Here is a 25,400-nt window from a genome sequence, read left to right as displayed (position 1 = left end):
TCCCAATCTAACGACAGGAAATAAAAAAATATGTCCTCTTCTCCCGCCGCTTACGAAACTATAGCCAAGCAACTTGCTTACATAGATAACAACCCCCAGTCTCAAACTTTAGTTCAAACAGGTTTGAGCGCTGCTGGCTACCAAATCGATCGCACCTTTGACGATCCCGGAACTGGATTTCACGCGATCGGCTTAATTTCCACCACCCCAGACAAACCGCCAGTTTTGGTATTTCGCGGCACCGACTCCCCCACAGACGATCTTGCCAACGCAGACAAGCGCGGCGTCGGTTTCAACCAATTTGAAGCCAACAAACAAGCATTAGGAAATTGGCTGACACAAATCAGTCAAGATACAGCCAAAAACCCCAGCCGCTTGCCACCAGACCTTCTCGGACACAGCTTGGGCGGCGCCATAACGCAACTAGCAGCCACCGAATTTACCTCTACTATCGGAGATGTTGTCACCTTCAATTCTCCCGGAGTTAGTCAGAGCACAGTCAATACATTTAAGCAGAAAGCCGGCGCCGGGAAAAATGTAACTCACTACATAGTTAGCGGGGATTTTGTTAGTTTGGGAGGAGAAGCTTTCCTACCCGGAAAAGTAGTTCTTCAAACATTTACTAACCCGATTATCAACCCACTACTTGTCTTGGACAAGCACGGCCAAAGCGGTTTGTTAACTTCTCCACCTCCAGGCTTGACTCAGACCGAAATCTCTGTAGACCAGTTGAACCGCCCTGATTTCACTTTTACAGATTCAGATTATTTAGAACTGTTAGCTGGCTTAGACTTTGCATTACCAGAATTTGGAGATGCGCTGCAATCGCGCAGCACAGTAGAGCAATTGAGAACCACTCCCGGAAAAGGCTTTTTTGGAAGTTTTAGGGCAATGCAAACTGCTCTCGATCCATCCCAAATTAATAATTTAGTCGGCGACGATGCCAACAATACAGCATCAGGTTTGGCAGGGGACGATATTATCACTGGCAATGGGGGAAACGACACTCTCATCGGCAATGGAGGTAACGATATTATCAGCGGTGGCATGGGTAACGACCAGTTATTCGGCGGCAAACGAGATGACAATTTGAACGGGGGAGAAGGAGACGATACGCTCGTTGGCGGAGTAGGTGCTGACCTCTTGATTGCCGGCGCTGGACGCGACGTGTTTGTGCTGGGAATTGGGGCTGGTACAGACACACTTATTGACTTTAAACAGGGTGAAGATTTAATCGGTTTGACCAAAGGTTTGAGCTTTAACCAACTGAGAATTACTGAAACGGAGATTTCAACGGGGATCGAGGTTGTCAGCACAGGTGAAGTTCTTGCCAGTTTCTTCGGCACACTAAATACTCCGCTTACAGCTAGCGATTTTAGGTCGATTTAGTTAGCAATACCGATATGGGGTAGGGACACAACATTGTTGTGTCCTCTATTTTGTGCCGCCACGTAGGAACGTCAACAGATACAATTTAATTCAATACGGTTCAGTTAAGCTCGATCCCCCCTAACCCCCCTTAAAAAGGGGAGTAGGGGGTGGGACAAGAACTTACTCTTGCGTCCCCCTTCTTAAGGGGGATTTAGGGGGATCTCCGAGGAATAAATAGTTTTAACTGAACCGTATTGCAATTTAATTAATCAAAATCGTCGAGTCCTGGTCTGGGCATAGATGCTAATTTTTTCTCATCGTCTAGGGGCAGAAAGAAAATCGTCAGCATACCGGGAATCACAGCCAGCGCGCTCATCAAAAAATAATTTTGATAGCCGAGACTCGCCTGCAAGTAGCCGCTGAAAACGCCCGGAATCAGCACTCCTGCGGCCATAAAAGCCGTTGTAATTGCATAGTGAGATGCTTCGTATTCAGGGCGGACAGTCCGCATCAAGAACACTGTATAGGCAGCTACGCCAAGTCCGTAAGTAAATTGCTCGATCGAATTTACAGCATAAGCCCATTCAATCCCCGGTTGATTGATGGCCAACAGCCAATACAGCACGTTAGTCGAATTTTGCAGAATTGCCGTCGGCCACATCCATTTTTTCAATCCTTGTTTGGCAATCAAATAGCCGCCCAGCAACCCTCCAATTAACAGAAACATTACCCCTAAAGTACCGGATAATAAGCCCATATCCGACGTAGAAACTGCTAATCCTCCTTTCTCAACTTTATCCATTAAAAAGGGAGGAGCCATTTTAAACGTCAAGGCATCGCCTAACCTAAAAATTAAGACGTAAGCCACAATCCAACCTATTTTATCTTGCTGAAAATAGGTTTTGAATGCTTCGATAAAGCTGGTTGTTCGTTGGGGGGTGTCGGATTCCAGATCGTAATTGCGAGGATAGGGAAGATACCACCGCTGAAAAAGATATATCAGCACAAATATAATCGCACAAATGCCAAAGGCTGTCGCCCATCCGTAGTTAAGCGCCGACACGCTAAAATCCGAACCGAAAAGTGACAGCGGAATGTTTTGATATATTTTGGTGTCACCTGTATTTCCGCTGACTAAATGCTGTTCTGCCAGTTTCCCCGCTAAGAACACCAATAAACCGCTACCGGCAATGACAGCACCTCTATAAGCCGTGTTGCGAACCCCGACAAATAGTGCTTGTTGGTCTTTATTTAGAGTGTTTAAATAAAATCCGTCAATGGCGATGTCGTGAGTAGCTGACACAAAGGCGATCGCCGTAAAGATCACAAGTGATATAATAATCGGTGCGGGCGTTAATACACCAAAAGCCAGGAAAGCAAACAGGAAAGCACAAATGATTTCGGTTGTTAAAATCCATTTGCGTTTGGTGGAATACAAATCAACAACTGGGCCCCACAAACCTTTTAATACCCAGGGAAAAGACAACAGACTTGTCAATCCGATCAATTCGTTGCTGGTTCCCATACCTTTCAAAAAAATCACCGACATTAAATTAACGACGGTGTAAGGGAGACCTTGAGCGAAGTATAATACTGATACCCACAATCCAGCGTTATGCTTTTTTTCCATTGGAGATATATTTTACCTAGTTACTTATTTGATTTACTGAGTGCGATCGACAATTCCGGTCAATTCAACCCCTGGCATCACAGTATATGCCATTCCGATGCCAGCGGCAGCCATATAAATAGTGCATTTTAGCATCATTCTGACTCACAAATGTTTTCATTTTTGGAATAAGCCTGCAAAAGATGTTCTCCGTTAAAACTTAAATCTTGCACCATTGTCAAGAACAGGCAAGATGCCTGTTCCACAAAGAGTGTATTTCTTGTGGAACAGGCATCTTGCCTGTTCCTAAACAAGTAATTGACAATGGTGCAATATCTCAGTTAAAATGAACGAGGTAAGCGCGAACATTCTTGTCCCAGTCAGAAGTGTCATAAGTTCGCAGCAGTTCCAAAGCACTTTCTTCTATCTGATATGCAGTTTTTGGACTATTCACCGGACGTTCGGGACTGTCAGGATTAACAACAATTAAACCTGCATCTAGAAACTGATGCACCGTTTGGCAGCGCACAGTTTCCCGCGTGTTTGGTGTATATTTTTTACTGTACTCCTCCTCCATAAATTCCATAATTGGTGTGATTCCCCGAAGTGGAGATTTCGCCAATTCCCAAGCATCCTTTGGCTTGAGGTCAAGCAAAGCCAGAAGGGTTAAGGCGGAACGTTCGTTAAGCTGACCTTTTGGAAAACCCAGCGCTGCAAGTATTTCTAGAGATTCATCAATACGGTTCTTGATTGTGATTGGGCTATTTTCTAACGGATTTGTCGCCTTCAGCAGTTGTCTCTCGACAAGTTGATCAATCTCCCGCTGTGTAGGAAATATTTCTCCTATTTGAGCGCCAAGTAACAGTAATTGCTCTACATTAGGATACTTCAAATTGCGTAAATCCGTAGCATTAACTTGAGTGTGTCCGTTGAACAGTCGAAAAAACGCATCTACCAAACTCGAATTTAGATAAACGGCCAATCCCCGCGCTAGGGTGAGGTCTAATCCGCGTCCCTGTTGGTGAAAGTAATTCAAATGGTTCTCAAAACCAACGCGAGAACTATTAATTTTATGGGCATCCCAGACAACTGCAACAATTCGCTTTTTCTCTTCCTTTGAGGAGAAGCGCTTGCTCAAAACATAATGTTCGTTAGGTACGAGGAGTGTAGCAGTTTTTTCCGTGACAGCTAAAGCTTGATGCTTTCTCGTGGCTGTGGGATATTCAACACCGCCCGTGGAGAAGTGGGCGGGATAAATCAGCGGAACTGTACCGTTCTCAGGTTTTAGCCGCAAGTCAGAGCGAACACGAAAATCTACAACTTTTCCGGTGGAAACTGTTAAGCCTAATTCCTCTAGGGTGCAAGTAAATTGAGCCATTTGCTCGACTACTTTCTGGCTGACAGAATCCGGTAAAATCCGAATAAATTGCTCGGAATCATTGGGATTAATTAGGGCGGTATAGGGCAGTTGGTGAGATAAAATCAGGTCATCGCCCGCGCTGCTGCTTGAGGTAATTAGTACAGTATTTGGCTGTTCTATTTGTTTGGTGGCGCGCACAATAATAGTTTCTTGCAGCACTGCATCATCGCGAAATGGCAACTGTCGGGATTCAAAGATGTGTAGTTGGCGTAAAGCCATCATTTGAAGGAATACTTTGCGGAAATCTCGAAAGTATAAACCGTTGCAAAAGCTGCGGGGAGTAATCGACACTAATTCACCGTTTGGTTTGAGCAGGTGAGCGGCCGCAACTGTGAAGCCAGCGTAGAGATTGCTGGTTTCTAGTCCTATAGAACGCAGCAAGGTTCGGGCTTGGGATTTAGCGTCTATCTTGGCGTATGGAGGATTGATAATTGCATGGGTAAATTCCCGTTTTACTGGTTGTTTAAAGAGATTGGGCTGCAACATATCGGCGCTGTCTTGAATAAAATCAATTTCGCGAACCTCACAGGTAAAAGTTATCCCAAAACGCTGACATTCAATACTGCATAATTCTAAAGTTTGCTTGAGGTATTCAATCAAAATAAGGTCAATTTCATAAGCTGTAACGTGAAGGCTGTGCGGTTTGTTTGGGCGCTGGCAAAGTTCGCAAACAACGGCTGCTAACAGCGAACCAATTCCTGCACCGGCATCTAAAAGCGATATATCGGGACAGTTAAATTCAAACATTCCCGCCATCAAACTTGCGACTGAGGAAGGTGTTAAAAATTGTCCCTTTTCTCCTCTCTGGCTTTGCTGTAACTTTCGGGTTGCTTCTTGACGCCAGCCATCTACTCGATCGAGTAAATTGCTTGCAGTTGAGTAGCTGTTACCCGGAAGGGCTAGGGTTTGAAAGTGCGGTACTATCATTTGTTCAAAAAGTGCGATTTCGAGTTCAGTTTATTTTCGCCCAAATAGGAATCTATACGCTATCATATTACCAGTTTACTCTCTTCCCATAACAGCAAAGGGCAGCCATGAGTCAAGAAAATTTTACATTTCTCCTTGATAGCGAAAAAAAAGATGCGCTGAAGGCGATCGCTACTGTCACAGATCGCGATTTAACTTATGTTTTGAACGAAGCGATCGCTTCTTACCTGGAAATCTATCAATGGCTGCTTGATGAAATTAACAAAGGCGTTGCGGAGGCGGAAGCTGGAGACTTTGCCAGCGATGATGAAGTCCAAGCAGTTCTTGTGAAATTAACAAGCGGTTAGTTGCTTGTTTTTGAGGCGGTTTACTCATAATCAATCTGTTTATTTATTACTGACATTAGATTAAAAAATTGCCGTTGACAACACAAAACTGTACCCTTGTGCGAAAATGTCAAGCGGACGCTCAAACCAAAAGTCCGTAAAGGACTGTTAAACGCTCTCTCACACATTTCTGATGCGAAATACCAAAACATTCTTTTTGTCAAGCTTGTTCCTGATTGGCTTAACAATTAGTTTTCTGCTGACTCCTGGTTGGTTCTCCAACTTCCCATCCCGCGCGATCCTCTTCGAGGGCTTCGCTAACGCAACTATGCCCCCGCAAACTCAAGCCGCCGAATTTCGCGCATTCTGGGTGGACGCCTTCAACCCTGGCTTCAAAACGCCTCAAGAAGTCACAAAATTGATCGCAGACGCGCAGCGGGCAAATGCCAACGCGATCGTTGCCCAAGTCCGCCGCCGTGGCGATGCCTTTTACACGAGTGCGATCGAACCCCGCACCCTCGATCCCAACGTTCCCCCCGGTTTCGATCCCCTGCAAGATTTGATTGACAAAGCCCACGCCGCAGGCATTGAAATACACGCTTGGATGGTGACGCTGCCGGTGGTTTCGGGCACCAAACTTCCCGCCGGTCACGTTTGGCAACAACACGGGCCTTCGGCCCCAGGAAACGACAATTGGGCAATGCTGACTTACGGTGGAGAAGCCCAAGGCTATCTCGATCCCGGCCATCCAGACGCCGTAGATTATACTGTTTCCGTGTATTTGGACTTGCTGAAGCGCTACGATGTGGACGGTGTACAGTTGGATTATGTGCGCTACGGCGGGCCGACTTGGGGCTACAATCCGACTGCGATCGCCCGTTTCAATCAGCAAACAGGTCGATCGGGCAAACCCGCACCCACAGATCCCGCGTGGATGCAGTGGCGGCGCGACCAGGTGACAAATTTAGTGCGGAAGCTTTATGTAGAAAGCCTTGCAATTAAACCGCGTGTTAAAATTACCGCCGCCACGATCGCCTGGGGAGACGGCCCCACAAACGATGCAGGGTGGTATCAAACGCAGCCTTACAAAGAAGTATTGCAAGATTGGCGCGCTTGGCTGGAAGAAGGGATCGTAGACATGGCGATGCCGATGACTTACCAGCGCGAGTACAAACGATCGCAAAAACTCGCTTATGACCGCTGGATCGAGTACGCTAAAGACCACCAGTATAACCGCCAAATTGCGATCGGCCCCGGCAATTACCTCAACTACATCGAAGACACCCTAGCACAGGTTCGTCGCGCCGAACAGCCGTCTGCGAAAGGAAATCACGTCGCAGGTACGGTGCTCTATTCCTACGCTAGCAGCAACGTGTACACGAATGTGGAACTGCGATCGGGCGGCAGCGGAGATTTGCCCCGCCAGCCTTGGAAATACGTTCCCCAAAGCAACGATTTGTTCTACACCGCGCTTTCTGTGACGAGTCAATACGTTGATGCTGCGACGGGCAAAACCTATGAAACACAGCCTGTCTGGGCGACAGCAGCAGCCGTTCCCGATATGCCTTGGAAGTCGCGGCCGACTACAGGTGCGATCGCCGGAAATTTGCAGCAGTGCGCTCAAACTTGCGATGGTGCCAGCTTGACATTGCAGTCGATCGATGCTGCGGGCAAAGTGCGCCAACTGCGCGCGGATGGTAAAGGATGGTTTGGGGCGATCGAGCTTTCACCCGGTTCTTATCAGTTGAAAGTTGACGGAAGTCAAATTCAACAAACAGTTAATGTTGTCGCCGGTGAAGTAACAAAAGTAAATTTCGCTAGTTTGTAGCGTGTCAGCTTAGTCGGAAATACCCCAGGGTTAGTAAGGTGCTTATGGCGTACCTTACTAATTCATGAATAACCTATTTATAACATTCATTTAAATAAAAATTCTAATAATTGCAGTCGGTTTTAACCGACTTAGGAATGAGAATTATACCAATTTCATAAAGTAGCGCTAGATATTACCCCCCCAACCCCCCCTTATTAAGGGGGGGCTAAGACTTCATCCATAGCACATCTTTAGAAAAATGGTATTAAATCTCAAGCCACAACGGCTGGCGTTTCTGGTATTCCCCCAATATTAAACTGCGGGCAATGTTTGGGTCGATCGCCAAACGGTGTTGTGTGTTTTTTGTGCCACACAACACCGTATTTTATTCACAATTAAAGCTAACTGAAGGTAAATTGCGTTGTGCTGCTCAGGTTTAGGGTACTGGGTGCATCCTGAACGATCGCAATTAACTCAAGGGGCTGTGCAAATCCATTGTTCTTGAAAATTCCCATATCTGCATTGACAGCCCCTCCTTGCAGGGAATTGGGGACGGATCTGAGCACGTAGCTACTGCTCGACCCACCCAGTTGAATGACATCCTCACCGATTCTGAAGTCTAAGATGCGGGCAAAATCGCTCAGACCATCAATGCCAATGTTACCATTGAAAAAGTCCGCAGCATTGTCTAACAAGCCGTTGCCATCATCATAACGGGTTTGCCCGAGCTCTCCGAGCACAAAAGTATCTGCTCCTGCACCGCCAATTAGCACATCAATTTCACCCTTGCCTCCTCCTCTTTCGGCACCTGTAATTCGATCGCTCCCGTTACCCCCGGAAAGAACGTCACTTCCTCCATTACCAAATAGCTCGTCGTTCCCGTTACTGCTTACGAGAATATCATTTCCGTTACCACCACTAGCATTGATGTTTGCTGATACATTAGTTGTATTCAGGCGATCGTTGCCTTCTCCCCCCGTGAATTGGATAAATTCGACACCGCTTGTCGCGCCTAGATTGCGGACACTTAACACATCATCGCCACCGCCACCGTTAATTGCATTGAAACTCTCTATGCCTGTGGTTGTTAAGGTTACGGGGACGAGATTGGTGCGCTGCAATACAATGTTCAAGCCCGATTGGGTGAGATCAATATTATCCCCTTGCGCGATCGAACCGTTGAATAATAAGTTATCGCGACCGCTGTCGCCTTGAATCAAATCGCTGCCGTCGCCATCCACCCATTCAAATGCGTCATCGCCGCTGCCACCGATCATCGTATCGTTGCCCTTGTCGCCAGCTAGGAAATCAAACCCATCGCCACCTTCTAGCAAATCCGTATCGTTACCACCTCGCAGGTTATCGTTTCCTAGTTCTCCCTTTAAAGTATCGAATCCGGCTCCACCAATTAGGCGATCGTTCCCTGCCCGACCGGAGATGTCGTCATTGCTAAAACTACCATCGATCAGATTGCCAAAACCGTTGCCAGTTAAGACATCTTGATTGTTACCGCCAATTAAGTTTTCAATACTGATGAAAGTCCCGCTACCTCCAAAAAAAGTTGCTTTGTTCGTCTCTAAGGAAGCATTTATATTATTGCCAAATCCCAGATAGGTCGCTGTATCGTTTCCGTTTCCACCATCCAGAAGATCGTCCCCAAAAAAACCGCCAAACAGATTATCATTTCCGTCTAATCCCCGCAGGGTATCGCTCGCAGCAGTACCGTTCAGATTGTCGTTGCCGTTGGTTCCATTAATTAAAGCCATGTTCGTTGCTCCTAGATATTAAGTGAATTATTGAGGCAAATCAAAAGTGTTTGCTTTGGTTTGCTATGTCACAATCTTAGGAAATCAACTCGGTTCAACACATCTGAAAAACGTCTCGATCTGACATCAACGAAATGGATATTCTCGATCGCCCCCTCATCTGCCAAAAGTTGCGATCGCCCATCACTGCCTAGTCCGATGTTCGCGCGGCCTATCCCGATCGGCTATAACTTTAGTCATAGTTCCGAGGGGTGGCATCAGCGAAAGTTAGAAAATTGCCGAGTTTTATCGACATTCACTCTGACTTGCAGTATTTTTGGGGAATATTTGAGAGCCAGAACTACTGGAGGCCATGTCATGACGGCGATCGCATCCCTACTAAAAACCCAACCTCAACCATTTCGCTTTCTGCTGTACACCGAGTGGATCATGTTAGGCAGTTGTGGAGTGATGGCCGCCATCGAAGCGTGGCAGCGTCAAAGTCTTCCCGTACAGCACATTCTGATCCTGATCTCCCTGGGCTTGATGGGATGGATCTTACCTGCGGGCAAAACTTCGTTTCGCTATCTCTATACGGCGATCGAAATGAGTCTGATCTTCTACGGAACTACCTTGGGATATCTGCATATCCTACCGACGCTGTATTTGATTGTCTTAATTCGCAGTTGTTTTTTATTTGCATCCCCCGGTCGATGGATTGTGGCAGGTCTGTCGCTGGTAATGTATATGTTTCATCAAGTTCAGTATCTTCAAAGAGTGATACCCCTAATGTTGCCTAATGTCGAGCAACAGCAAATTTGGATGCACCAGACGGCAGAATTGTTGATGTTTGGATTGGGACTATTTTTCGTGTCGCAGTTGGTCAGTACCTTACTAGCAGAACGCAGAACCCAGGAACAACTATCGCAAGCCCACGCACAGCTACGGGAATATGCCCTGCAAATAGAAGATTTAGCAGCGGTTCAGGAACGCAATCGCATTGCCAGAGAGATTCACGATTCCCTGGGTCACGCCTTGACTTCGCTCAACATTCAACTGCAAACCGCCATGAAACTCTGGCAGCATGACCCAATAGAGGCACAACCGTTTTTGGAACAAGCCCAGCGACTCGGTAAGGTGGCGATGAAAGAAGTTCGACAATCGGTAAATGCGCTAAGGGCAGACGCAGAGGCAGAAGAACCCTTGGAACAGGGGATTGCCTCGCTGATGGAAGACTTTCGCCAGAGTACGGGTGTCACTGTTACCAGCAGCATTTGCGTGGAAGTTGTGTTACCACCTCAAGTTGTCAAAACGCTGTATCGCATCGTGCAAGAAGCGTTGACCAACATTTGCAAATACGCCCAAGCTACCGAGGTTCGCCTGCAATTGCAAACAACGTGCGATCGAGTGCTTTTGAGTCTTGAAGATAACGGGCGGGGGTTCCAATTAGAAAGTGGTACTGGCGGGTTTGGATTGCGAGGGATGCAAGAGCGAATTGCTTCTCTCAACGGAGAGTTTCACCTGGAAACATCACCCGGAACGGGGTGTAGAATCGATGTTAGCCTGCCGTTAAGTAGGTAGGCGAAAATAAATTACTTGATGTAACAAAGTGTAAAATTAACGTAACCGATACTTTTTTGCTAACAAATGCTAACAAACACATAAGTTAAGAGAGTTTCTTAACAAAGGAGCATCAACCAATGCCCGAAGGAAAACCCCGCGAGCACCATTTAGATCCCTATCCATCCTCAACCCAGTAGCTTGAGACTTTATAGTCCGAGCGCCGCCAAGGTTAGGAACAATTTCGCCCGTCCACGACACCGTTTTTGAGGTGTAAGCTTCGCTGCAATCAATCACGAGTTTCGACTGTTCCCAAGCTTTCCACTTCAGAAAAGTTTTAAACTCGTAATGGCTCAAGGTCAACATTTGTCTCACCGTTTTGTTTCTTAACTTGCGGCGGGATTTGGAAACCATCCCAGAAGTCTCGAATGTTGGCAGTAAAATCACATCAAAATTATCGACTAAAAACTTAGCCGTTTTGCGATGCAGTTCTGCCACCAAATTCTTGATCTTGCAGCGAAGCCTACCAGTGGCTTTCTTGAATCTTCTTTTCTGGCGACTGGGAGCATGAGAAATCTTTGACACTAATTTATCCAACCGAAAACACAATTTCTGGATGTGTAAATTAGAACCTTGCCCCAACCAACCATAAGAATCTTCCGAAAAAAAAGTCATGAACGTGCGAACACCCGGATCTAAGGCAACAAGCCGACCTTGGTTTTCGGTCTTAACTTGCTGCACTTCTTCTGAAACTACGAGGTAATATTCGCCGTAGGAAAGAGTCAGCCTACCATCGCTCAACAGGTCGGGTAGCGATTCCTTGAGTCGGCATTTACCAAGTATTGAGTGATAAACACCGCAGTCTTTGATTGCCGACTTCGGCACATAGATAGACTGCTTGGTGTCTTTCCTACTGCGAAACTTACACTTGCGGACTTGACCGTCTTTACTAAATCCCTGTTTAGCAGCCTTAACAGCCGAGCAAGCATCTTTGATGGCAATCGATTTAATCTGAAAAGGTACAGGTTTTGCCCAATCAGGCAAGCTGTTGAGTATTCCAGTTTTAATCGTCATCCAGCTAGCTTTAGTACCCGGCTCTTGAAGGTATTTTATAGTCGTGTTGTAGACAAAACGACTTACACCAAACCACTGCTTAACTAGAGCTTTTTGCTCAGGGTTTAGGAATAGCCGGATCTTCCTTGATCTTCTGGCGGTAACTTCTGAGTCCGTGCATTCTGCAACGGTCGCCGTGAAGGATGGAGAGAAGATCCGTTGTGAGTTCGGTTTCCGGGCAGCAAACAGTTCCGCCTTGAACCACGATTTGTCCATTGTTTTGCTCTGCCATGAACTCGAACAGTTCAAATCCGAATCTGCACAATCTGTCGCGACAGGCAACAACAACCGTGAGCTGTTCGCCGCGCATAAATCTGACCAGTAGGGCTTGCAGTCCTTTCCTTTTGAAGTTGATTCCTGAACCGATATCTTGGATGATTTCGGCGTCTGGATACTGCTGCGGCATGAATTCAATTTGGCGGGCGAGGTCGTCTCGCTGCTTGGGGGAACTAACTCGACAGTAGCAAACAAGGGTAGTTCTAGCTGCACCGCGCTGGTAGGACTCGACATCGTAGAGTCTTTGCCCTGCTTCGTTTTTGATGCTTTTGATCTTCCCTTCGTCTGCATATTTCCTCAAGGTATGGGGATGCAAGCCTAGAAATTTGACTGCTTTTCTGAGTGGTACGTATGCCCTGAGCAAATGGTAGCATACATAATTAAATATGAGCAAATGAATTACTGTGCGTCAACCTCTTTTGGCGTTTTTTCTTGGTCTGTGTAATTAAGAACTATCATGGGATAATACATTTTAGGAATATCCCATGATTCGTCTGTTGTTAGTTGACGATCAGCAGCTTATCTGCCAAGGGCTCAAGGCTATGTTAAGCCTAGAATCAGATTTAGAAGTGATTGGAATTGCCCACAACGGTAAAGCTGCTCTAGAGCAAGTCGAAGCTCTCCAACCCGATGTTGTATTAATGGATTTAAAAATGCCCGTGATGGATGGTAGAGAAGCAACTCGCCTGATCTGTCAGTCATTTCCCAACACGAGTGTCTTGGTTTTAACTACTTTTGATGACGATGGATACATTGTTGATGCGATGCGAGCCGGAGCCAAGGGCTATTTGTTGAAAGATATGCCATCGGAAGAGTTAGCACAAGCAATTCGTTTGGTGCAATCGGGTTATACTCAACTGGCTCCTGGTTTAATGGATAAGCTAATAACAGGATTTTGTGCAGCACCTACGACTCCAACACCTACTACTCAACTCTCGAAACTCCCTGCACTGGCACAATTAACCCCGCGCGAACAAGAGGTATTGCGGTTGATTGGTAAAGGTTTAGGCAACCGAGATATTGCCCAGCAGTTGTTTATTTCTGAGGGAACAGTGAAGACTCATGTCACTCATTTACTGAATCGGTTAAACTTGCGAAATCGATCGCAGTTGGCAATTTATGCCCATTCTGCGATCGAAACCTGAATCACTTTATTGTTTTTTATTAACCGCAGAGATCGCAGAGAGATGCTGCACAATCCTGCTCTGATTACCGCTGCATACTTTACCTAAGCTACAATTAAATTATCTGAGATGGAATTGCGATATTTTTGGTGAAACTATGCTAATAACAGAAGCCCCTTTCACGCTCCGTAAATGGACAGTTAAAGAGTATCATAAACTGGGAGAGATGGGAGTTTTTCACCCAGAGGAACGCATTGAATTAATTGAAGGAAATATCATCAAAATGAGTGCAAAAGGAACTGCTCACACCTCCGCTTTAGGGCGTACAGATAGATTGCTGCAAAGCCTTTTTGCAAATCTGGCGTGGGTACGAATGCAAGATCCGATCGCCCTTGATGACAATTCCGAACCCGAACCGGATATCGCCGTAGTCAGAATCGATGCCTTTGACTATGCGACTCACCATCCGACTCCATCAGAAGTATATTTAATTATTGAAGTAGCAGACAGCAGCTTAGCTTACGATCGCGAAATTAAAGCCAAAGCTTACGCGCGATCGGGAATTGCCGATTATTGGGTATTAAATGTGGGCGAAAGACAACTGCACGTTTTTCGAGAACCTGCGGAAGATGGGTATCAAAGCGAGGTTATTCTGGGAGAAAGCGCGATCGTTTCACCGCTGGAATTTCCTGCTTTCAATATCGCAATTCTGGCAATGTTGCCACCAATTATGCCATAGGTGCGCGCTGCGAACTTAATAATTTTTATTAACCGCAGAGGGCGCAGAGGGCGCAGAGAGAGAAGAGAGAGAGGCAAGTATTTAATCTGTTTGTAAAAACTGCCAACTATTTTGAATTCATCGGCAATTTTATTCGCCTAAAAAATCGATACCATAAATCTAATACCATTTTTCTAAAGATGTGCTATGGATGAAGTCTTAGCCCCCCCTTAATAAGGGGGGGTTGGGGGGGTAATATCTAGCGCTACTTTATGAAATTGGTATAATAATCGCAGTCGGTTTTAACCGACTTAAGCTTTGAGCCAGGGGTTTAAACCCCTGGCGGACTGGCGAACGGGCGACATATTTACTGACAACATTTTTAAGGCATGAAGTCGTTACTACAAACCTAATCGCTTTCTAGAATACTAGCCAGCAAAGCTTGCTGAGCGTGCATCCGATTTTCTGCCTGATCCCAAACGCGCGATTGACTGCCTTCAATCACTGCATCGGTAATCTCTTCATCCCGGTGTGCGGGCAAACAGTGCAATACAATTGCATTCTTATCTGCTAACTTCAGCAATTGTTCATTTACCTGATATGGCTCAAACAAAGGAATCCTGATTTTTGCTTCCTCTTCCTGTCCCATACTCGCCCAAACATCAGTATAAATCACTTGAGCATTCTTCACAGCAGCTTCTGCGTCCGCCGTCACAGTAACTTCTGTTTTTCCATTAGCAATATTCTTAGCTTTTTCCACTATCTCGGCATTAGGCTGGAAATCTTGAGGGCAAGCAATTCTTACATTCATTCCCGTCATGGCACAGCCCAACATCAGCGAATTTGCCATATTATTGCCATCGCCCAAATAAGTCAAAGTCACCCCTTCCAACTTACCAAAACACTCTTTTACTGTCATTAAATCCGCCAGCACTTGGCATGGGTGTTCGTCATCGGTCAGTGCATTAATCACAGGAATTTTGGCATAGTTAGCAAAAGTTGCTAAATCTTTTTGCTCGAAAGTCCGAATCGCTAAAATGTCTAAATATCTGTCTAAAACCCTGGCCGTATCTACCAAAGGTTCACCGCGGCTGACTTGTGTAACGTTGGGATTGAGGTCAATCACTTGCCCTCCCAATTTATACATTGCTACCGTAAAACTTACCCGCGTTCGCGTTGAAGCTTTGGAAAATAACAAGCCGAGAACTTTATTGCGTTTCAGCTTGACCATTCCCGATTTTAAACTGGCTGCTAGATCCAGCACATAATTTAATTCATCAATGCTTAAATCTGCCAGACTTAATAAATCTCGCCCTTTTAAGGAATCCATGCTTTCCCCCACCCACAAATTTTTAACTTTGTCTTAAATCTTAGCCCGCAGAGGTGAATTTTGTTTCTGTAATCCCTAGTTGACATCTGCGGGTAAGGTTTATGCGGGTAATTGCTCGATCGCGCGATCGATCGAATCGCAACCTTGTTCCACCGTTTCTACCACAGCCAACACGCCCCGCAATTCCCCAGCGCCGGGGAAACCCTTAGCATACCAGGTTAAGTGCTTGCGCGCTTGGCAGACACCGCTTTCACCTTTATATTCCCACAAAGCCCGCAAATGTTCCTTAGCACATTCGAGGCGTTCAATTGGTGTCGGAGCTATCTTTTCCACACCAGTTTTTAAGAAATAATCAACTTCTCCCACCAAAAAAGGATAGCCCAAAGTTCCCCGCGAACACATCACTCCATCGGCGCCGGTTTCTTCCAGACATCGCATCGCTGCTTCCACAGAAAAAATATCCCCGTTAGCAATAACAGGAATCGATAAAACTTCTTTCACTCGGCGAATCCACTCCCATTTTGCCGGGCCGGTGTAACCTTGCGATCGAGTGCGGCCGTGCACGGTAATCATTTTTGCTCCCGCATCTTCCATCCGCTTGGCAAATTCCAAAATATTAATTTCTTTGTCAGTCCAACCAATCCGAGTTTTAACCGTGACAGGAACATCTACCGCTTCCACAACAGCCCGCACAATTGCCTCGGCCGTTTCCGGGTCTCGCAGCAGGGAAGAACCGCCGCCGTTTTTAGTAATTTTGTTAACCGGACACCCCATATTAATATCAACAGTATCCGCTCCTTCTACCACTGCTTTCTGGGCCGCTTCTGCCAAGAAATCCGGCCGGCAGTCAAACAATTGAATGCTAATCGGACGCTCGTTCGGGTCAACTTCCATAATTCTCGGCAGTTGCTTCACGTAGTGCAAACCCGTAGCGTTCACCATTTCCGTGTACATCATCGAATCCGGCGCGTAGCGGCGCACCAGGCGACGAAATACCAAATCGGTAACGCCGGATAAGGGTGATTGCAGGACGCGGCTTTTAACTTCAAAATCGCCGATTTTGAGCGGAGTTGATAATTTTTCTTTTAATTCGGGAGAGAGAGTAAGCATAGTCGATCGCACTTTAATTCTAATATCTGTATATTATACAACCTTAAGTATTTATACTTTAACAAATAAAAACTGAAGAGAAGCTCCACAAGAAATTAACTCTGGTTGTGGAACAGGCAAGATGCCTGTTAAGCGAGAATGCAGCTCTTCGCTGAGTTTTAACTCAGATATTGTATCCTTTTCAATCAGGATTTCGAGGGCGGGATCTGGGGCTACCCCACAAGAAAACTCACTCTTTGTGGAACAGGCATCTTGCCTGTTCTTAGGAAAGGTGCTCTTCGGTGAGTTTTGAACTACAATTGGTTGATTCCTGACGACGCCGATCGAACATTAAAAAAATTGTAGAGAATTCCTATGGACGCCGCAGCACTCTGGCAACGCTATCAAGACTGGCTTTACTATCACTCTGGATTGGGACTTTACCTCGATATCAGCCGCATGGGATTCGACGACGCTTTCGCAGCAGCACTGAAGCCCAAATTTGACAAAGCTTTCAAAGATATGGCAGCTTTAGAAGCAGGTGCGATCGCCAATCCCGACGAAAACCGCATGGTGGGCCACTACTGGCTGCGAAACCCCGATTTAGCTCCCACTCCAGAATTAAAACAAGAAATAGTCGAAGGGATAGCACAAGTCGAAGCATTTGTCAAGAAAATTCAAAACCGCGATATTAAACCGCCCTTTGCTCCGCAATTTACCGACATAATTTCGATCGGCATTGGTGGTTCGGCCCTGGGCCCCCAATTTGTCGCCGAAGCTTTATCCCCAGACATTCCGCCCCTAGCAATACATTTTATCGACAACACAGATCCGGCTGGGATCGATCGCATCCTTAACAAAATCAAAGACCAACTCGCCAGCACCCTAGTAATTACTATCTCCAAATCCGGCGGCACCCCCGAACCCCGCAACGGGATGATCGAAGTTCAAAAAGCCTTCGCCGCCCAAAAACTCGACTTCGCGAAACAGGCAGTTGCCATCACTGGAACAGACAGCAAACTAGACAAATTAGCCAAATCCGAAGGCTGGATTGCCAGCTTCCCGATGGCCGACTGGGTGGGAGGGCGCACTTCGGAACTGTCAGCAGTAGGACTTTTGCCCGCAGCTTTGCAAGGCATCGACATTCAGGCGATGCTCGACGGCGCTAAAGTGATGGACGAAGCTACCAGAATTCCCGACATTAAAAATAATCCCGCCGCCTTGTTAGCAATGTCCTGGTATTTTGCTTGCAACGGACGTGGCGAGAAAGATATGGTAGTTTTGCCGTATAAAGATTCACTGCTATTGTTCAGCCGCTACTTGCAGCAATTAGTCATGGAATCGATCGGCAAACAGGAAGATTTAGACGGCAACACAGTTCATCAAGGAATCGCAGTTTACGGCAACAAAGGCAGCACCGACCAACACGCCTACGTCCAGCAACTGCGAGACGGCGTGCCGAATTTCTTCCTAACATTTATCGAAGTTTTGCAAGACAGGCAAGGCATTTCCCCAGAAGTAGAAACCGGCGTCACTTCGGGAGATTATTTGTCTGGTTTGTTGCAGGGAACTCGACAAGCCTTGTACGAAAATCACCGAGATTCCATTACTGTCACCATTCCCCAAGTCAACCCTAGGACAGTAGGAGCATTAATCGCCCTCTACGAAAGAGCCGTAGGTTTTTACGGTTCCTTGGTGAATGTCAATGCCTATCACCAACCGGGCGTCGAAGCCGGCAAAAAAGCGGCCGCTGCTGTATTGGACTTGCAGCAACGGGTACTGCAAGTGCTCAAAGACGCCCAAAAACCTCTGTCTGTCTCAGAAATAGCCAAAAAAGCAGGAAAGCCAGAGCAAATCGAGACAATTTACAAAACTCTGCGGCATTTGGCAGCAAACGGGCGCGGCGTAGCTTTGGAGGGAACATTAGGGCAGCCTGCTACTTTAATAGCAAGTTATCAACGAAATGGGGTCTAAAACCCTGTCCTTCTAGGACGGTTTTAATTTCTTAAATCCCTTCCTAAAAGTGAGGCAATTTCTAGTATACTAGAGTAGTCAAGGTTAAACTCCTTTGCCATCGTGTATAAAAACAGTTAATGACACACTTTTAGGCGTAAACCGGGGGACAAAGAGCGGCGAAAACTCTATAAACAGCTAGGGGCTTAACACAGTTCCTTTAACCAGAGAAACAAACTATTTAGTCTTGTTAAGTAGGGTAGGGCATACCCGAACTCTAGGTGAATATCCTAGTACGCTTTTGGAGATAGACCCTAGGCGGGTGACTGCGAATCGGGCTCGTTAATTGGTAGGCTTTCTACGGTTAAAAAGTTTGAGTATTGCCGAAAGGACGCAACATTTTAAGGTCAGTCGCTGAATTAAGAATCCCTGTCCTTTAGGTCAGGGAGTGTCAAAAACAGAATTAAACAGTAGAATTAAAAATTAAAAGTGACTAATTTCACTTTTAATTTTTAATGTTTAATTTTTAAATTCCCCTCATGCCCTTAACGATTCTGGTTGCTGACGACGATTTCGCGACTCGCTTGTCGATTACCGATTATCTGGAAATTACCGGATACTCTGTAATCGCTGCTGAGAACGGCAAAGAAGCTTTAGGTTTGGTAGATGAATTTCAGCCTCACTTGATTGTTACCGACATTACAATGCCCCAGATGGATGGCTACGAATTCGTCCGGCGAGTTCGGACTCGTCCCGCTTTCCGCTTGCTGCCGGTGATTTTTTTGACGGAACGCACGAGCACGGAGGAACGGATTCGCGGCTATCAGATGGGGTGCGACAATTATCTGGCTAAACCTTTTGAACTCCCAGAGTTAGGGGCGGTTATTCGCTCTTTGCTCGATCGCTACGCTCTAATCGCTCAAGCCCCCTCTCGTTCCCCCGAACCCGAACCAATGCCAACAGAGGCACGCAGCAGAGCCAATGACAAGCCAGAAGCAGATTTTTTAACTCAAAAGTCAAACACAGGCGATTCCCTACGGGATAACTCCGCTTCACGGGCATCTCCCAGCCAAAATGCTCCGACTTTGACTCAGCGAGAGCGACAAGTGCTAGATTTACTGACAGAAGGTCTTTCTAATATTCAAATAGGCTCCACACTCCACCTCAGCCCTCGAACGATCGAAAAGCACGTCAGCAGCTTGTTCAGAAAAACTGACAGCAACAACCGAGCAGAACTCGTTCGCTTTGCGATGGAACACCATTTAGTCGGTAATGGGTAATTGGTAATTCTTAATTGGTAATTCTTAATTTTTCCTGATTTATAACATACTCCAACAAACCCGCTTGAGCGTCCAGCAGCAAATCAATTACTCGATCGAATCCCTCCGGGCCACCGTAGTAAGGATCTGGCACTTCTTTAAGGTCGTATTTCTGGCAAAAATCGCACATCAGCCGCACTTTATCTTTATACTTTCCAGCCGAGTCCAGGGCAAGAATATTGCGATAATTGTCTCGATCCATAGCCAGAATCAAATCAAATTTTTCAAAATCTTTCTTGGTAAATTGGCGGGCTTCGCCTAACAATTCAATGTCTCGCTTCCTCGCCGCCAATGCCATCCGCCTGTCAGGGGGGCTGCCAATGTGATAGCTAGCAGTTCCAGCAGAATCGCAGGTGATGCGATCGCTCAAACCAGCTTGTTCAATTAAGTGATTCATAATATTTTCTGCTGAGGGCGATCGGCAGATATTTCCGAGGCAGACAAATAATAATTTAGTCATTAGTTATTAGTTATTAGTTATTAGTTATTAGTTATTAGTCAGTCAACACTGCTAATTTGTAGGGTGCGTCGCTTTCAGAGTCAATCTGCAAGTTCTATCGAACATGGAGCAGCGACGCACCTTAGTATAGGGGTTTTCCAGAAAGTTTAATCAGTCAACAGTCAACAGTCAACAGTCAACAGTTAACAGTCAACAGTCAACAGTCAACAATTGACTGATAACTAATGACTAACCGAAACCGGGGAGATTTAGTCCACCGGTGAGTTCTTCCATTTTCTCCCGCATCGTCATCGTAGACTTAGCGTAAGCATCCTGCATCGCCACCGTGACGAGTTCAGAAACCACATCAGCACCTTCACCGAGGGCATCCGGTGAGATTTCCACGCGGCGGGGTTCTTGGTTGCCGCTGAGAAAAACCTTGACCAAGCCGCCGCCTGCAGTTCCCTCAATTTCCATTAAATCCAACTCTTCTTGGAGCTTTTTAGCTCCTTCTTGAACCTGCTGAGCTTTTTTGAAAGCTTCAGTCAGTTCTTTCATTTTGCCCAGGCCGAAGCCAAATCCTTGTCCTGATTTTGTCATAAAAAATACTCGGTAAGTGGGAAACTCAGTGGCTTCAGCCCTGAGAGGAAAACGACACGGCGATTTCAATCGCCTTGAATCCCCTTGCGGGGTTAGAGGGGTATGGTTGCCCCTCTATGGAGATATGGTTGTCTCCGAGTCCCTTTCGGGTAATGTTAGCTTCGCCAAGGTTATAAGAGCTTTTTAGACCTGCAACACTGTCTCAGTGACTTTAAGACTGTTTAATTGCAGATGACAGAGCGGAAAACTAGCTTCGCATTCGCCGGTGTCGTGACTCAAATAACGTAGTCAGTTAAGACTTAGGCTGGTCAGAATAGCTTGTAATTTCTTACAAGCTCAGTGGCTTTAGCCCTGAGTTCCTGACAACTACTTTGTGATGGTGTGTGGGCTGGCAGTCTGCCGTTTCCGTATTACTTCAATGATGCCTTAGAAGGGAAACTCTCCCAGTATTCTAACTTCTGGCTCCAACAACAGCGACCACCGCTGCTCGACTTGCTGTTGAACGTGGCGGATCACTTGAAAAATATCATTGGCCGTTGCCGACCCGCAGTTAAGAATAAAATTAGCATGACGCTGAGCCACTTGTGCACCGCCGATCTGATATCCCTTCAGTCCCGCTTGTTCGATGAACCAACCTGCCGTCTTGGGGCCGGGGTTGCGGAAGACTGAGCCACAGCTCGGTAAGTGGTAAGGTTGAGTTGTCCGCCGCTGGCTGAAATGGTCATTAGTTTCTGCCATTACTTGCGATCGATCGAATCCCGGCTGTAACTGAAAAGTCGCTTCTGTTACTAGCCGATCGCCCCCTTGCAGCACCGAAGTCCGGTAGCGGTACTCCAACTCTTGGGGAGTCAGAATTTCCACCTTGCCACCAGGGGATAGCACGCGAGCGTTGACCAGAATATCAGCAGTACAGCCTCTGTGAGCGCCTGCATTCATCACCACAGCCCCTCCCACGGTACCAGGTATGCCGACGGCCCATTCTAGGCCTTTCCAGCCCCGCTTAGCCGCCAACCAAGCCAGGCGCGGAATTGACTCCCCCGCCCCCGCTGTAACTTGACCTGTTTCTGGGTTAAAATTCACCTGTTTGAGGTAGCGAGTGCCGACGACCAAACCGGATAAACCCCGATCGCTCACCAACAAATTAGAACCCGCACCCAGCAGAGTCACAGGCACCCCTTCAGAATCAGCCCAAGCAAAACTCGCTTGCAAAGCCTCCATACTGCGGGGAGCAACGTACCACTCGGCCGGGCCACCGACTCGGAAGGAAGTCAGGCCCGCCAGCGAAACTTGGGAGTTAATCTTGCAATCAGTTCCCCGCAAAGAAATAGGAGAATACACTCGCCGATTGTCCTTAACAGAGGAGTCATTCGAGATAGTCACCATCTTGAAAATCCTTAAAAATACCTTCGCTCGAAGACGTGGTTGAAAATTCGTTTAGCTAACTTATGTGGCCGCTTTGAGCGAGCCGTCCGACAGAAGTTTCGGCACAACGTGCCACGCCATAATGTCGATCAACTCTACTCAGTTCGCGAGCTAATCGGGGCGATCGGCTTGTTGATAAAAAGCCATAACCTCTGGAATAATCTGATTCAGATTACCAGCGCCCAAAAACAGAGCCAAATCCCCCGGTTGCAGATTTTTGGTTAAAAACTTAGTGACTGACTCCAGGGAAGGCGCAAACTCAACCTCTCGGCCTTCTTTAGCAATCAAATCAGCAACTTGCTGCCCGCTAATTTCTCCTAAATTTGGTTCCCCAGCACTATAAATATCGCAAGCCACAACCAAATCAGCATCCCCAAAAGATTGAGCAAATTCTGGCAAAAATGTCAGAGTCCGGCTGTAACGGTGGGGTTGAAAAATTGCAACCACTCTTCGGGATTTGGGATTTTTTTCGCTACCTTCGATCCGCAAGCGAGCCGCCGCCAAGGTGACACGAATTTCGCTAGGATGGTGGGCGTAGTCGTCCACAAACAGGATGTCATTGTGAAAGCCCCGCACCTCAAAACGGCGGCGAGCTCCTTCAAAGCCAGCAATCGCTTTGGCAATCGCCGAAAACTCTAACCCCAACAATCGGCCTACTGCTACCGCAGCTAGTGCATTGCTGAGATTGTGTGTGCCGAGCAACTTCAACTCCATTTCCCCCAGGAAAACTCCTCGCTCCCAAATCCGAGCCTTGGTGCTTTCTGCCCCGTACTCCACGCCCGAAGCCGTGTAGTCAGCACCGCTGTCCGGCTGCAAGCTATAACTGACATGAGGGTGAAGGCAGTCTTTGACGATTTGGTCGTCAATGCAGCCCACCAAGGTTTGACAGTTTTGGGCAAACACCTTAAATGTGTCTATTACCTGGTCAAGGGTATCGTAATGGTCTGGATGATCCAGTTCCACATTCGTCACTATGCCAATTTTGGCTACCAGCTTAACGAGAGAACCGTCGGATTCATCAGCCTCGGCCACTAAGTAGGGCCCTTCCCCCAAACGGGCATTGCCTTCCCAAGCATTTACCTCGCCTCCTACTACGATGGTCGGGTCTAGACCCGCAGCCATCAGCATGAAGCCGATTAAGCTGCTAGTAGTAGTTTTGCCATGAGTCCCGGCTACCGCTATGCTTTGATAATCTTGAATTAACGCTGCCAACACATCCGATCGATGAAAAATCGGACAGCCCAAATCTAAAGCAGCTCGATATTCGGCATTGGCTGGGTGAATAGCCGTCGAACATACTACTTGAGGCAATCCCGCAATTGCTTGGGCGCTTGAACCGTTGCCGTTCAATTGGACAGCTTTGGCTGTCGCGACAGAAGTCCCTACCGTACCCGCGACTATCGAGGATACTGCCCTTTCCTGTTGCCCGCAGTCGGGACTGCTACCGTTGAGGGCCGTTTGAAATAGTTCCAAATTGCTGGCGTCTTGACTCCAAAAAATATGAGCTCCCATTCCTTGCAAGCGCTCGGTTATGTGACTCGATTTAATGTCGGAGCCGTACACAGGCAACTTGCGTTTAGCTAGAATGTAGGCAAGGGCTGACATCCCAATCCCACCAATGCCGATGAAATGAAATGGTCTACCGCTAAAATCAACAGAACTCGGCATCTTTGCTCCTCACACACCACACCACGCCAATAACACGCGATATCATATCAAGAATTGTTTTTTCAGGATACAGTTCGCTAGAGATTTTGTACAAAATTCTCTGCGCGTCCCTAGATTTGAGGGACTTGTAGAGATGTTTGTCTTGTATCCTATATGACTTAGTACCGAGTAGTTTTCCGGAACAGTCACAGCTCGAAAATTGCAGGTAAGAGAAAACGGGGTCTGGGGCCTGTGCCAATAGACTAATTTTGGGTGGTTGCATACTCCTGCATTCTTTCTATTTCTATCCGCCTGCTGTGCTGGGATACGGCAGCAAAAGCCCCACAACCTTTCTACCAAGATTGAGGGTAAAACCCATAAGGATTTACAAACACTACCACGAACCACAAAATTTCGCTCATTTTGTAGTCATTTATCTACTCCTACGGTTATTTTTTCTTGAAAGTCAGAGATTGACACGATCGCAACTCAATTACAGCAACTATAGATAGTATGTATTCTCACTTAATTGTATATATACCAAGTTATGCAGTTAGTCGAATAAGTGGAAAAGTGATAGAGCTTACGGTTAAAAGTGTATAAACATAAAAGTGGCGCGATGTCTGTATTAATCCTGATTTTGGGGAAATATGGGGAAAATAGCGATTTTGGGGGGGACTTTTGACCCGGTTCACTGGGGTCATGTGTTGGTAGCCGAGACGGCTGCAAGTCAATTTGCTCTCGATCGAGTCATTTGGGTACCGGATCGCTCTCCTCCTCACAAAGAGCGCCCGGATTTGGCAAGTTTTGAGCAGCGGCGGGAAATGCTTGCTCTGGCGATCGGCGATCGCCCAGACTTCGTAATTTCGCCGCGGTCGGCAAATCCTTCGGGCAGTTGTTTTGCGATCGACACCCTGCTGTTTTTGCAAAAATTGTATCCCGGCGATCATCGCTGGTACTGGATTATTGGTAGTGACGCACTCCTTACTCTCCCCAAATGGCACCGGTGCGGCGAAATTGCCGGGTTGTGCGACTGGTTGGTGGCCCCACGTCCGAGTCAGGAAGATCGAGAGATAGCAGAAAGCGGGGAGATTGGGGGACTGTCCGAGTGGGGAGATTGTCCCGGTGGAAAACCCCTCGATTCCGGGGGGGACAGGATGCAGGTTCAGGCAAATGCTGTGGGCCGACGAGTTGCCGAACAAATGGCTCTTTTGGACGTGGAAATACGCTGGGAGGTGCTATCCATGCCTGCGATCGAGATTTCGTCCAGCCACATCCGCCGCTGCTGCGCCGAAAGGCTCGACCTCCGCTACTTAGTCCCGGAAGTTGTCGGGACTTATATTGCAGCCCATCAGCTTTACCAGTAACCAGCGGCAGAAAGCCCAATGCCCTCTGCCTTGCAATTTCAGCCTTCTAAAAAAGTTCAGGTTTTTTTGATCGACACAAAAAGTTATAAAGGATCGAGCTTTGCGATATGATCTGGTGTCATCAGAAAGGTGGGCGGAAACCCCGTCGTTTTAAGACCGCTTTATATTAAACTATAGTTTGGTCAATGACCCACCCGCGACGATGGATTCAGACAGCCTAACGAGCGAAGTCCAG

The 25,400-nt window shown here is 46.9% G+C and carries 20 protein-coding genes; 9 read left to right on the top strand and 11 right to left on the bottom strand.

Annotated elements, in window-relative coordinates; genetic code table 11:
• Window positions 1–30: 30 nt before the first annotated feature.
• The gene (locus QUB11_RS04975) at window positions 31–1,389 is read left to right on the top strand and encodes a lipase family protein (protein ID WP_333389951.1); all 1,359 of its coding nucleotides are present in this window, start codon (window positions 31–33) and stop codon (window positions 1,387–1,389) included.
• A 247-nt stretch (window positions 1,390–1,636) separates the two neighbouring features.
• Here the strand turns inward: QUB11_RS04975 and QUB11_RS04970 are convergent, their stop codons facing one another.
• Both QUB11_RS04970 and QUB11_RS04965 read right to left on the bottom strand, forming a co-directional pair.
• Window positions 1,637–3,001: an MFS transporter gene (locus tag QUB11_RS04970; protein ID WP_333389949.1), complete on the bottom strand. Its 1,365-nt coding sequence runs from the start codon at window positions 2,999–3,001 to the stop codon at window positions 1,637–1,639.
• Between the two features lie 316 nt (window positions 3,002–3,317).
• The gene (locus tag QUB11_RS04965; RefSeq protein ID WP_333389947.1) at window positions 3,318–5,327 is read right to left on the bottom strand and encodes an Eco57I restriction-modification methylase domain-containing protein; all 2,010 of its coding nucleotides are present in this window, start codon (window positions 5,325–5,327) and stop codon (window positions 3,318–3,320) included.
• A gap of 107 nt (window positions 5,328–5,434) precedes the next feature.
• On the opposite strand from QUB11_RS04965, the gene QUB11_RS04960 reads away from it, so the two are divergent.
• Window positions 5,435–5,674, top strand: a complete 240-nt coding sequence (locus tag QUB11_RS04960) for a CopG family transcriptional regulator (protein WP_333201857.1) — start codon at window positions 5,435–5,437, stop codon at window positions 5,672–5,674.
• A 196-nt stretch (window positions 5,675–5,870) separates the two neighbouring features.
• Window positions 5,871–7,481, top strand: a complete 1,611-nt coding sequence (locus QUB11_RS04955; protein ID WP_333389945.1) for a family 10 glycosylhydrolase — start codon at window positions 5,871–5,873, stop codon at window positions 7,479–7,481.
• Window positions 7,482–7,864: 383 nt separating this feature from the next.
• Here the strand turns inward: QUB11_RS04955 and QUB11_RS04950 are convergent, their stop codons facing one another.
• A complete protein-coding gene (locus QUB11_RS04950) occupies window positions 7,865–9,229 on the bottom strand; it encodes a calcium-binding protein (RefSeq protein ID WP_333201861.1) in 1,365 nt (454 codons plus the stop codon).
• A 198-nt stretch (window positions 9,230–9,427) separates the two neighbouring features.
• Between QUB11_RS04950 and QUB11_RS04945 the strand changes: the two genes are divergently transcribed.
• The gene (locus QUB11_RS04945; RefSeq protein ID WP_333201863.1) at window positions 9,428–10,789 is read left to right on the top strand and encodes a sensor histidine kinase; all 1,362 of its coding nucleotides are present in this window, start codon (window positions 9,428–9,430) and stop codon (window positions 10,787–10,789) included.
• Window positions 10,790–10,858: 69 nt separating this feature from the next.
• Here QUB11_RS04945 and QUB11_RS04940 read toward each other — a convergent pair whose 3' ends face one another.
• The gene (locus QUB11_RS04940; protein ID WP_333256423.1) at window positions 10,859–11,962 is read right to left on the bottom strand and encodes a transposase; all 1,104 of its coding nucleotides are present in this window, start codon (window positions 11,960–11,962) and stop codon (window positions 10,859–10,861) included.
• The gene (locus QUB11_RS04935) at window positions 11,940–12,521 is read right to left on the bottom strand and encodes an IS607 family transposase (protein WP_333201864.1); all 582 of its coding nucleotides are present in this window, start codon (window positions 12,519–12,521) and stop codon (window positions 11,940–11,942) included. Before QUB11_RS04935 ends, QUB11_RS04940 begins: the two co-directional genes overlap by 23 nt.
• Before the next feature lie 121 nt (window positions 12,522–12,642).
• Here QUB11_RS04935 and QUB11_RS04930 point away from each other — a divergent pair, with 121 nt between their 5' ends.
• On the top strand, window positions 12,643–13,302 hold the full coding sequence (locus QUB11_RS04930) for a response regulator transcription factor (protein WP_333201866.1): 660 nt from the start codon (window positions 12,643–12,645) through the stop codon (window positions 13,300–13,302).
• A gap of 136 nt (window positions 13,303–13,438) precedes the next feature.
• Window positions 13,439–14,020: a Uma2 family endonuclease gene (locus tag QUB11_RS04925; RefSeq protein WP_333201867.1), complete on the top strand. Its 582-nt coding sequence runs from the start codon at window positions 13,439–13,441 to the stop codon at window positions 14,018–14,020.
• Window positions 14,021–14,408: 388 nt separating this feature from the next.
• On the opposite strand, the gene argF is transcribed toward QUB11_RS04925, so the two are convergent.
• Both argF and dusB read right to left on the bottom strand, forming a co-directional pair.
• Window positions 14,409–15,329 carry an ornithine carbamoyltransferase gene (gene argF / locus QUB11_RS04920; protein ID WP_333201869.1) on the bottom strand — a complete coding sequence of 307 codons (921 nt, stop codon included), beginning with the start codon at window positions 15,327–15,329 and terminating at the stop codon, window positions 14,409–14,411.
• 99 nt (window positions 15,330–15,428) lie between these two features.
• Window positions 15,429–16,439, bottom strand: a complete 1,011-nt coding sequence (gene dusB, locus QUB11_RS04915; protein ID WP_333201871.1) for a tRNA dihydrouridine synthase DusB — start codon at window positions 16,437–16,439, stop codon at window positions 15,429–15,431.
• 354 nt (window positions 16,440–16,793) lie between these two features.
• Between dusB and QUB11_RS04910 the strand changes: the two genes are divergently transcribed.
• Together QUB11_RS04910 and QUB11_RS04905 are read left to right on the top strand one after the other, a co-directional pair.
• Complete coding sequence (locus QUB11_RS04910; RefSeq protein WP_333389943.1) at window positions 16,794–18,392, top strand: glucose-6-phosphate isomerase; 1,599 nt, start codon at window positions 16,794–16,796, stop codon at window positions 18,390–18,392.
• A 518-nt stretch (window positions 18,393–18,910) separates the two neighbouring features.
• On the top strand, window positions 18,911–19,651 hold the full coding sequence (locus QUB11_RS04905; RefSeq protein WP_333389941.1) for a DNA-binding response regulator: 741 nt from the start codon (window positions 18,911–18,913) through the stop codon (window positions 19,649–19,651).
• A gap of 10 nt (window positions 19,652–19,661) precedes the next feature.
• Here QUB11_RS04905 and QUB11_RS04900 read toward each other — a convergent pair whose 3' ends face one another.
• From QUB11_RS04900 to murC, 4 genes are all read right to left on the bottom strand, one after another.
• A complete protein-coding gene (locus QUB11_RS04900) occupies window positions 19,662–20,150 on the bottom strand; it encodes a low molecular weight protein-tyrosine-phosphatase (protein WP_333389939.1) in 489 nt (162 codons plus the stop codon).
• Between the two features lie 228 nt (window positions 20,151–20,378).
• Window positions 20,379–20,729: a YbaB/EbfC family nucleoid-associated protein gene (locus QUB11_RS04895; RefSeq protein ID WP_333201879.1), complete on the bottom strand. Its 351-nt coding sequence runs from the start codon at window positions 20,727–20,729 to the stop codon at window positions 20,379–20,381.
• A gap of 426 nt (window positions 20,730–21,155) precedes the next feature.
• Entirely contained in the window at window positions 21,156–22,112 is a 957-nt protein-coding gene (gene murB, locus QUB11_RS04890) for a UDP-N-acetylmuramate dehydrogenase (protein WP_333102382.1), read from the bottom strand.
• 150 nt (window positions 22,113–22,262) lie between these two features.
• Window positions 22,263–23,819, bottom strand: a complete 1,557-nt coding sequence (gene murC, locus QUB11_RS04885; RefSeq protein ID WP_333201881.1) for a UDP-N-acetylmuramate--L-alanine ligase — start codon at window positions 23,817–23,819, stop codon at window positions 22,263–22,265.
• Between the two features lie 629 nt (window positions 23,820–24,448).
• Between murC and nadD the strand changes: the two genes are divergently transcribed.
• The gene (gene nadD / locus QUB11_RS04880; protein WP_333389919.1) at window positions 24,449–25,165 is read left to right on the top strand and encodes a nicotinate (nicotinamide) nucleotide adenylyltransferase; all 717 of its coding nucleotides are present in this window, start codon (window positions 24,449–24,451) and stop codon (window positions 25,163–25,165) included.
• The last annotated feature ends 235 nt before the right edge of the window (window positions 25,166–25,400 follow it).

The sequence above is a fragment of the Microcoleus sp. B6-A1 genome (assembly GCF_036705085.1).
Classification (GTDB): Bacteria; Cyanobacteriota; Cyanobacteriia; order Cyanobacteriales; family Microcoleaceae; genus Microcoleus.
The sequence above is the reverse complement of the archived record's forward strand: the minus strand, read 5'-3'. Positions and strand labels throughout refer to the sequence as shown.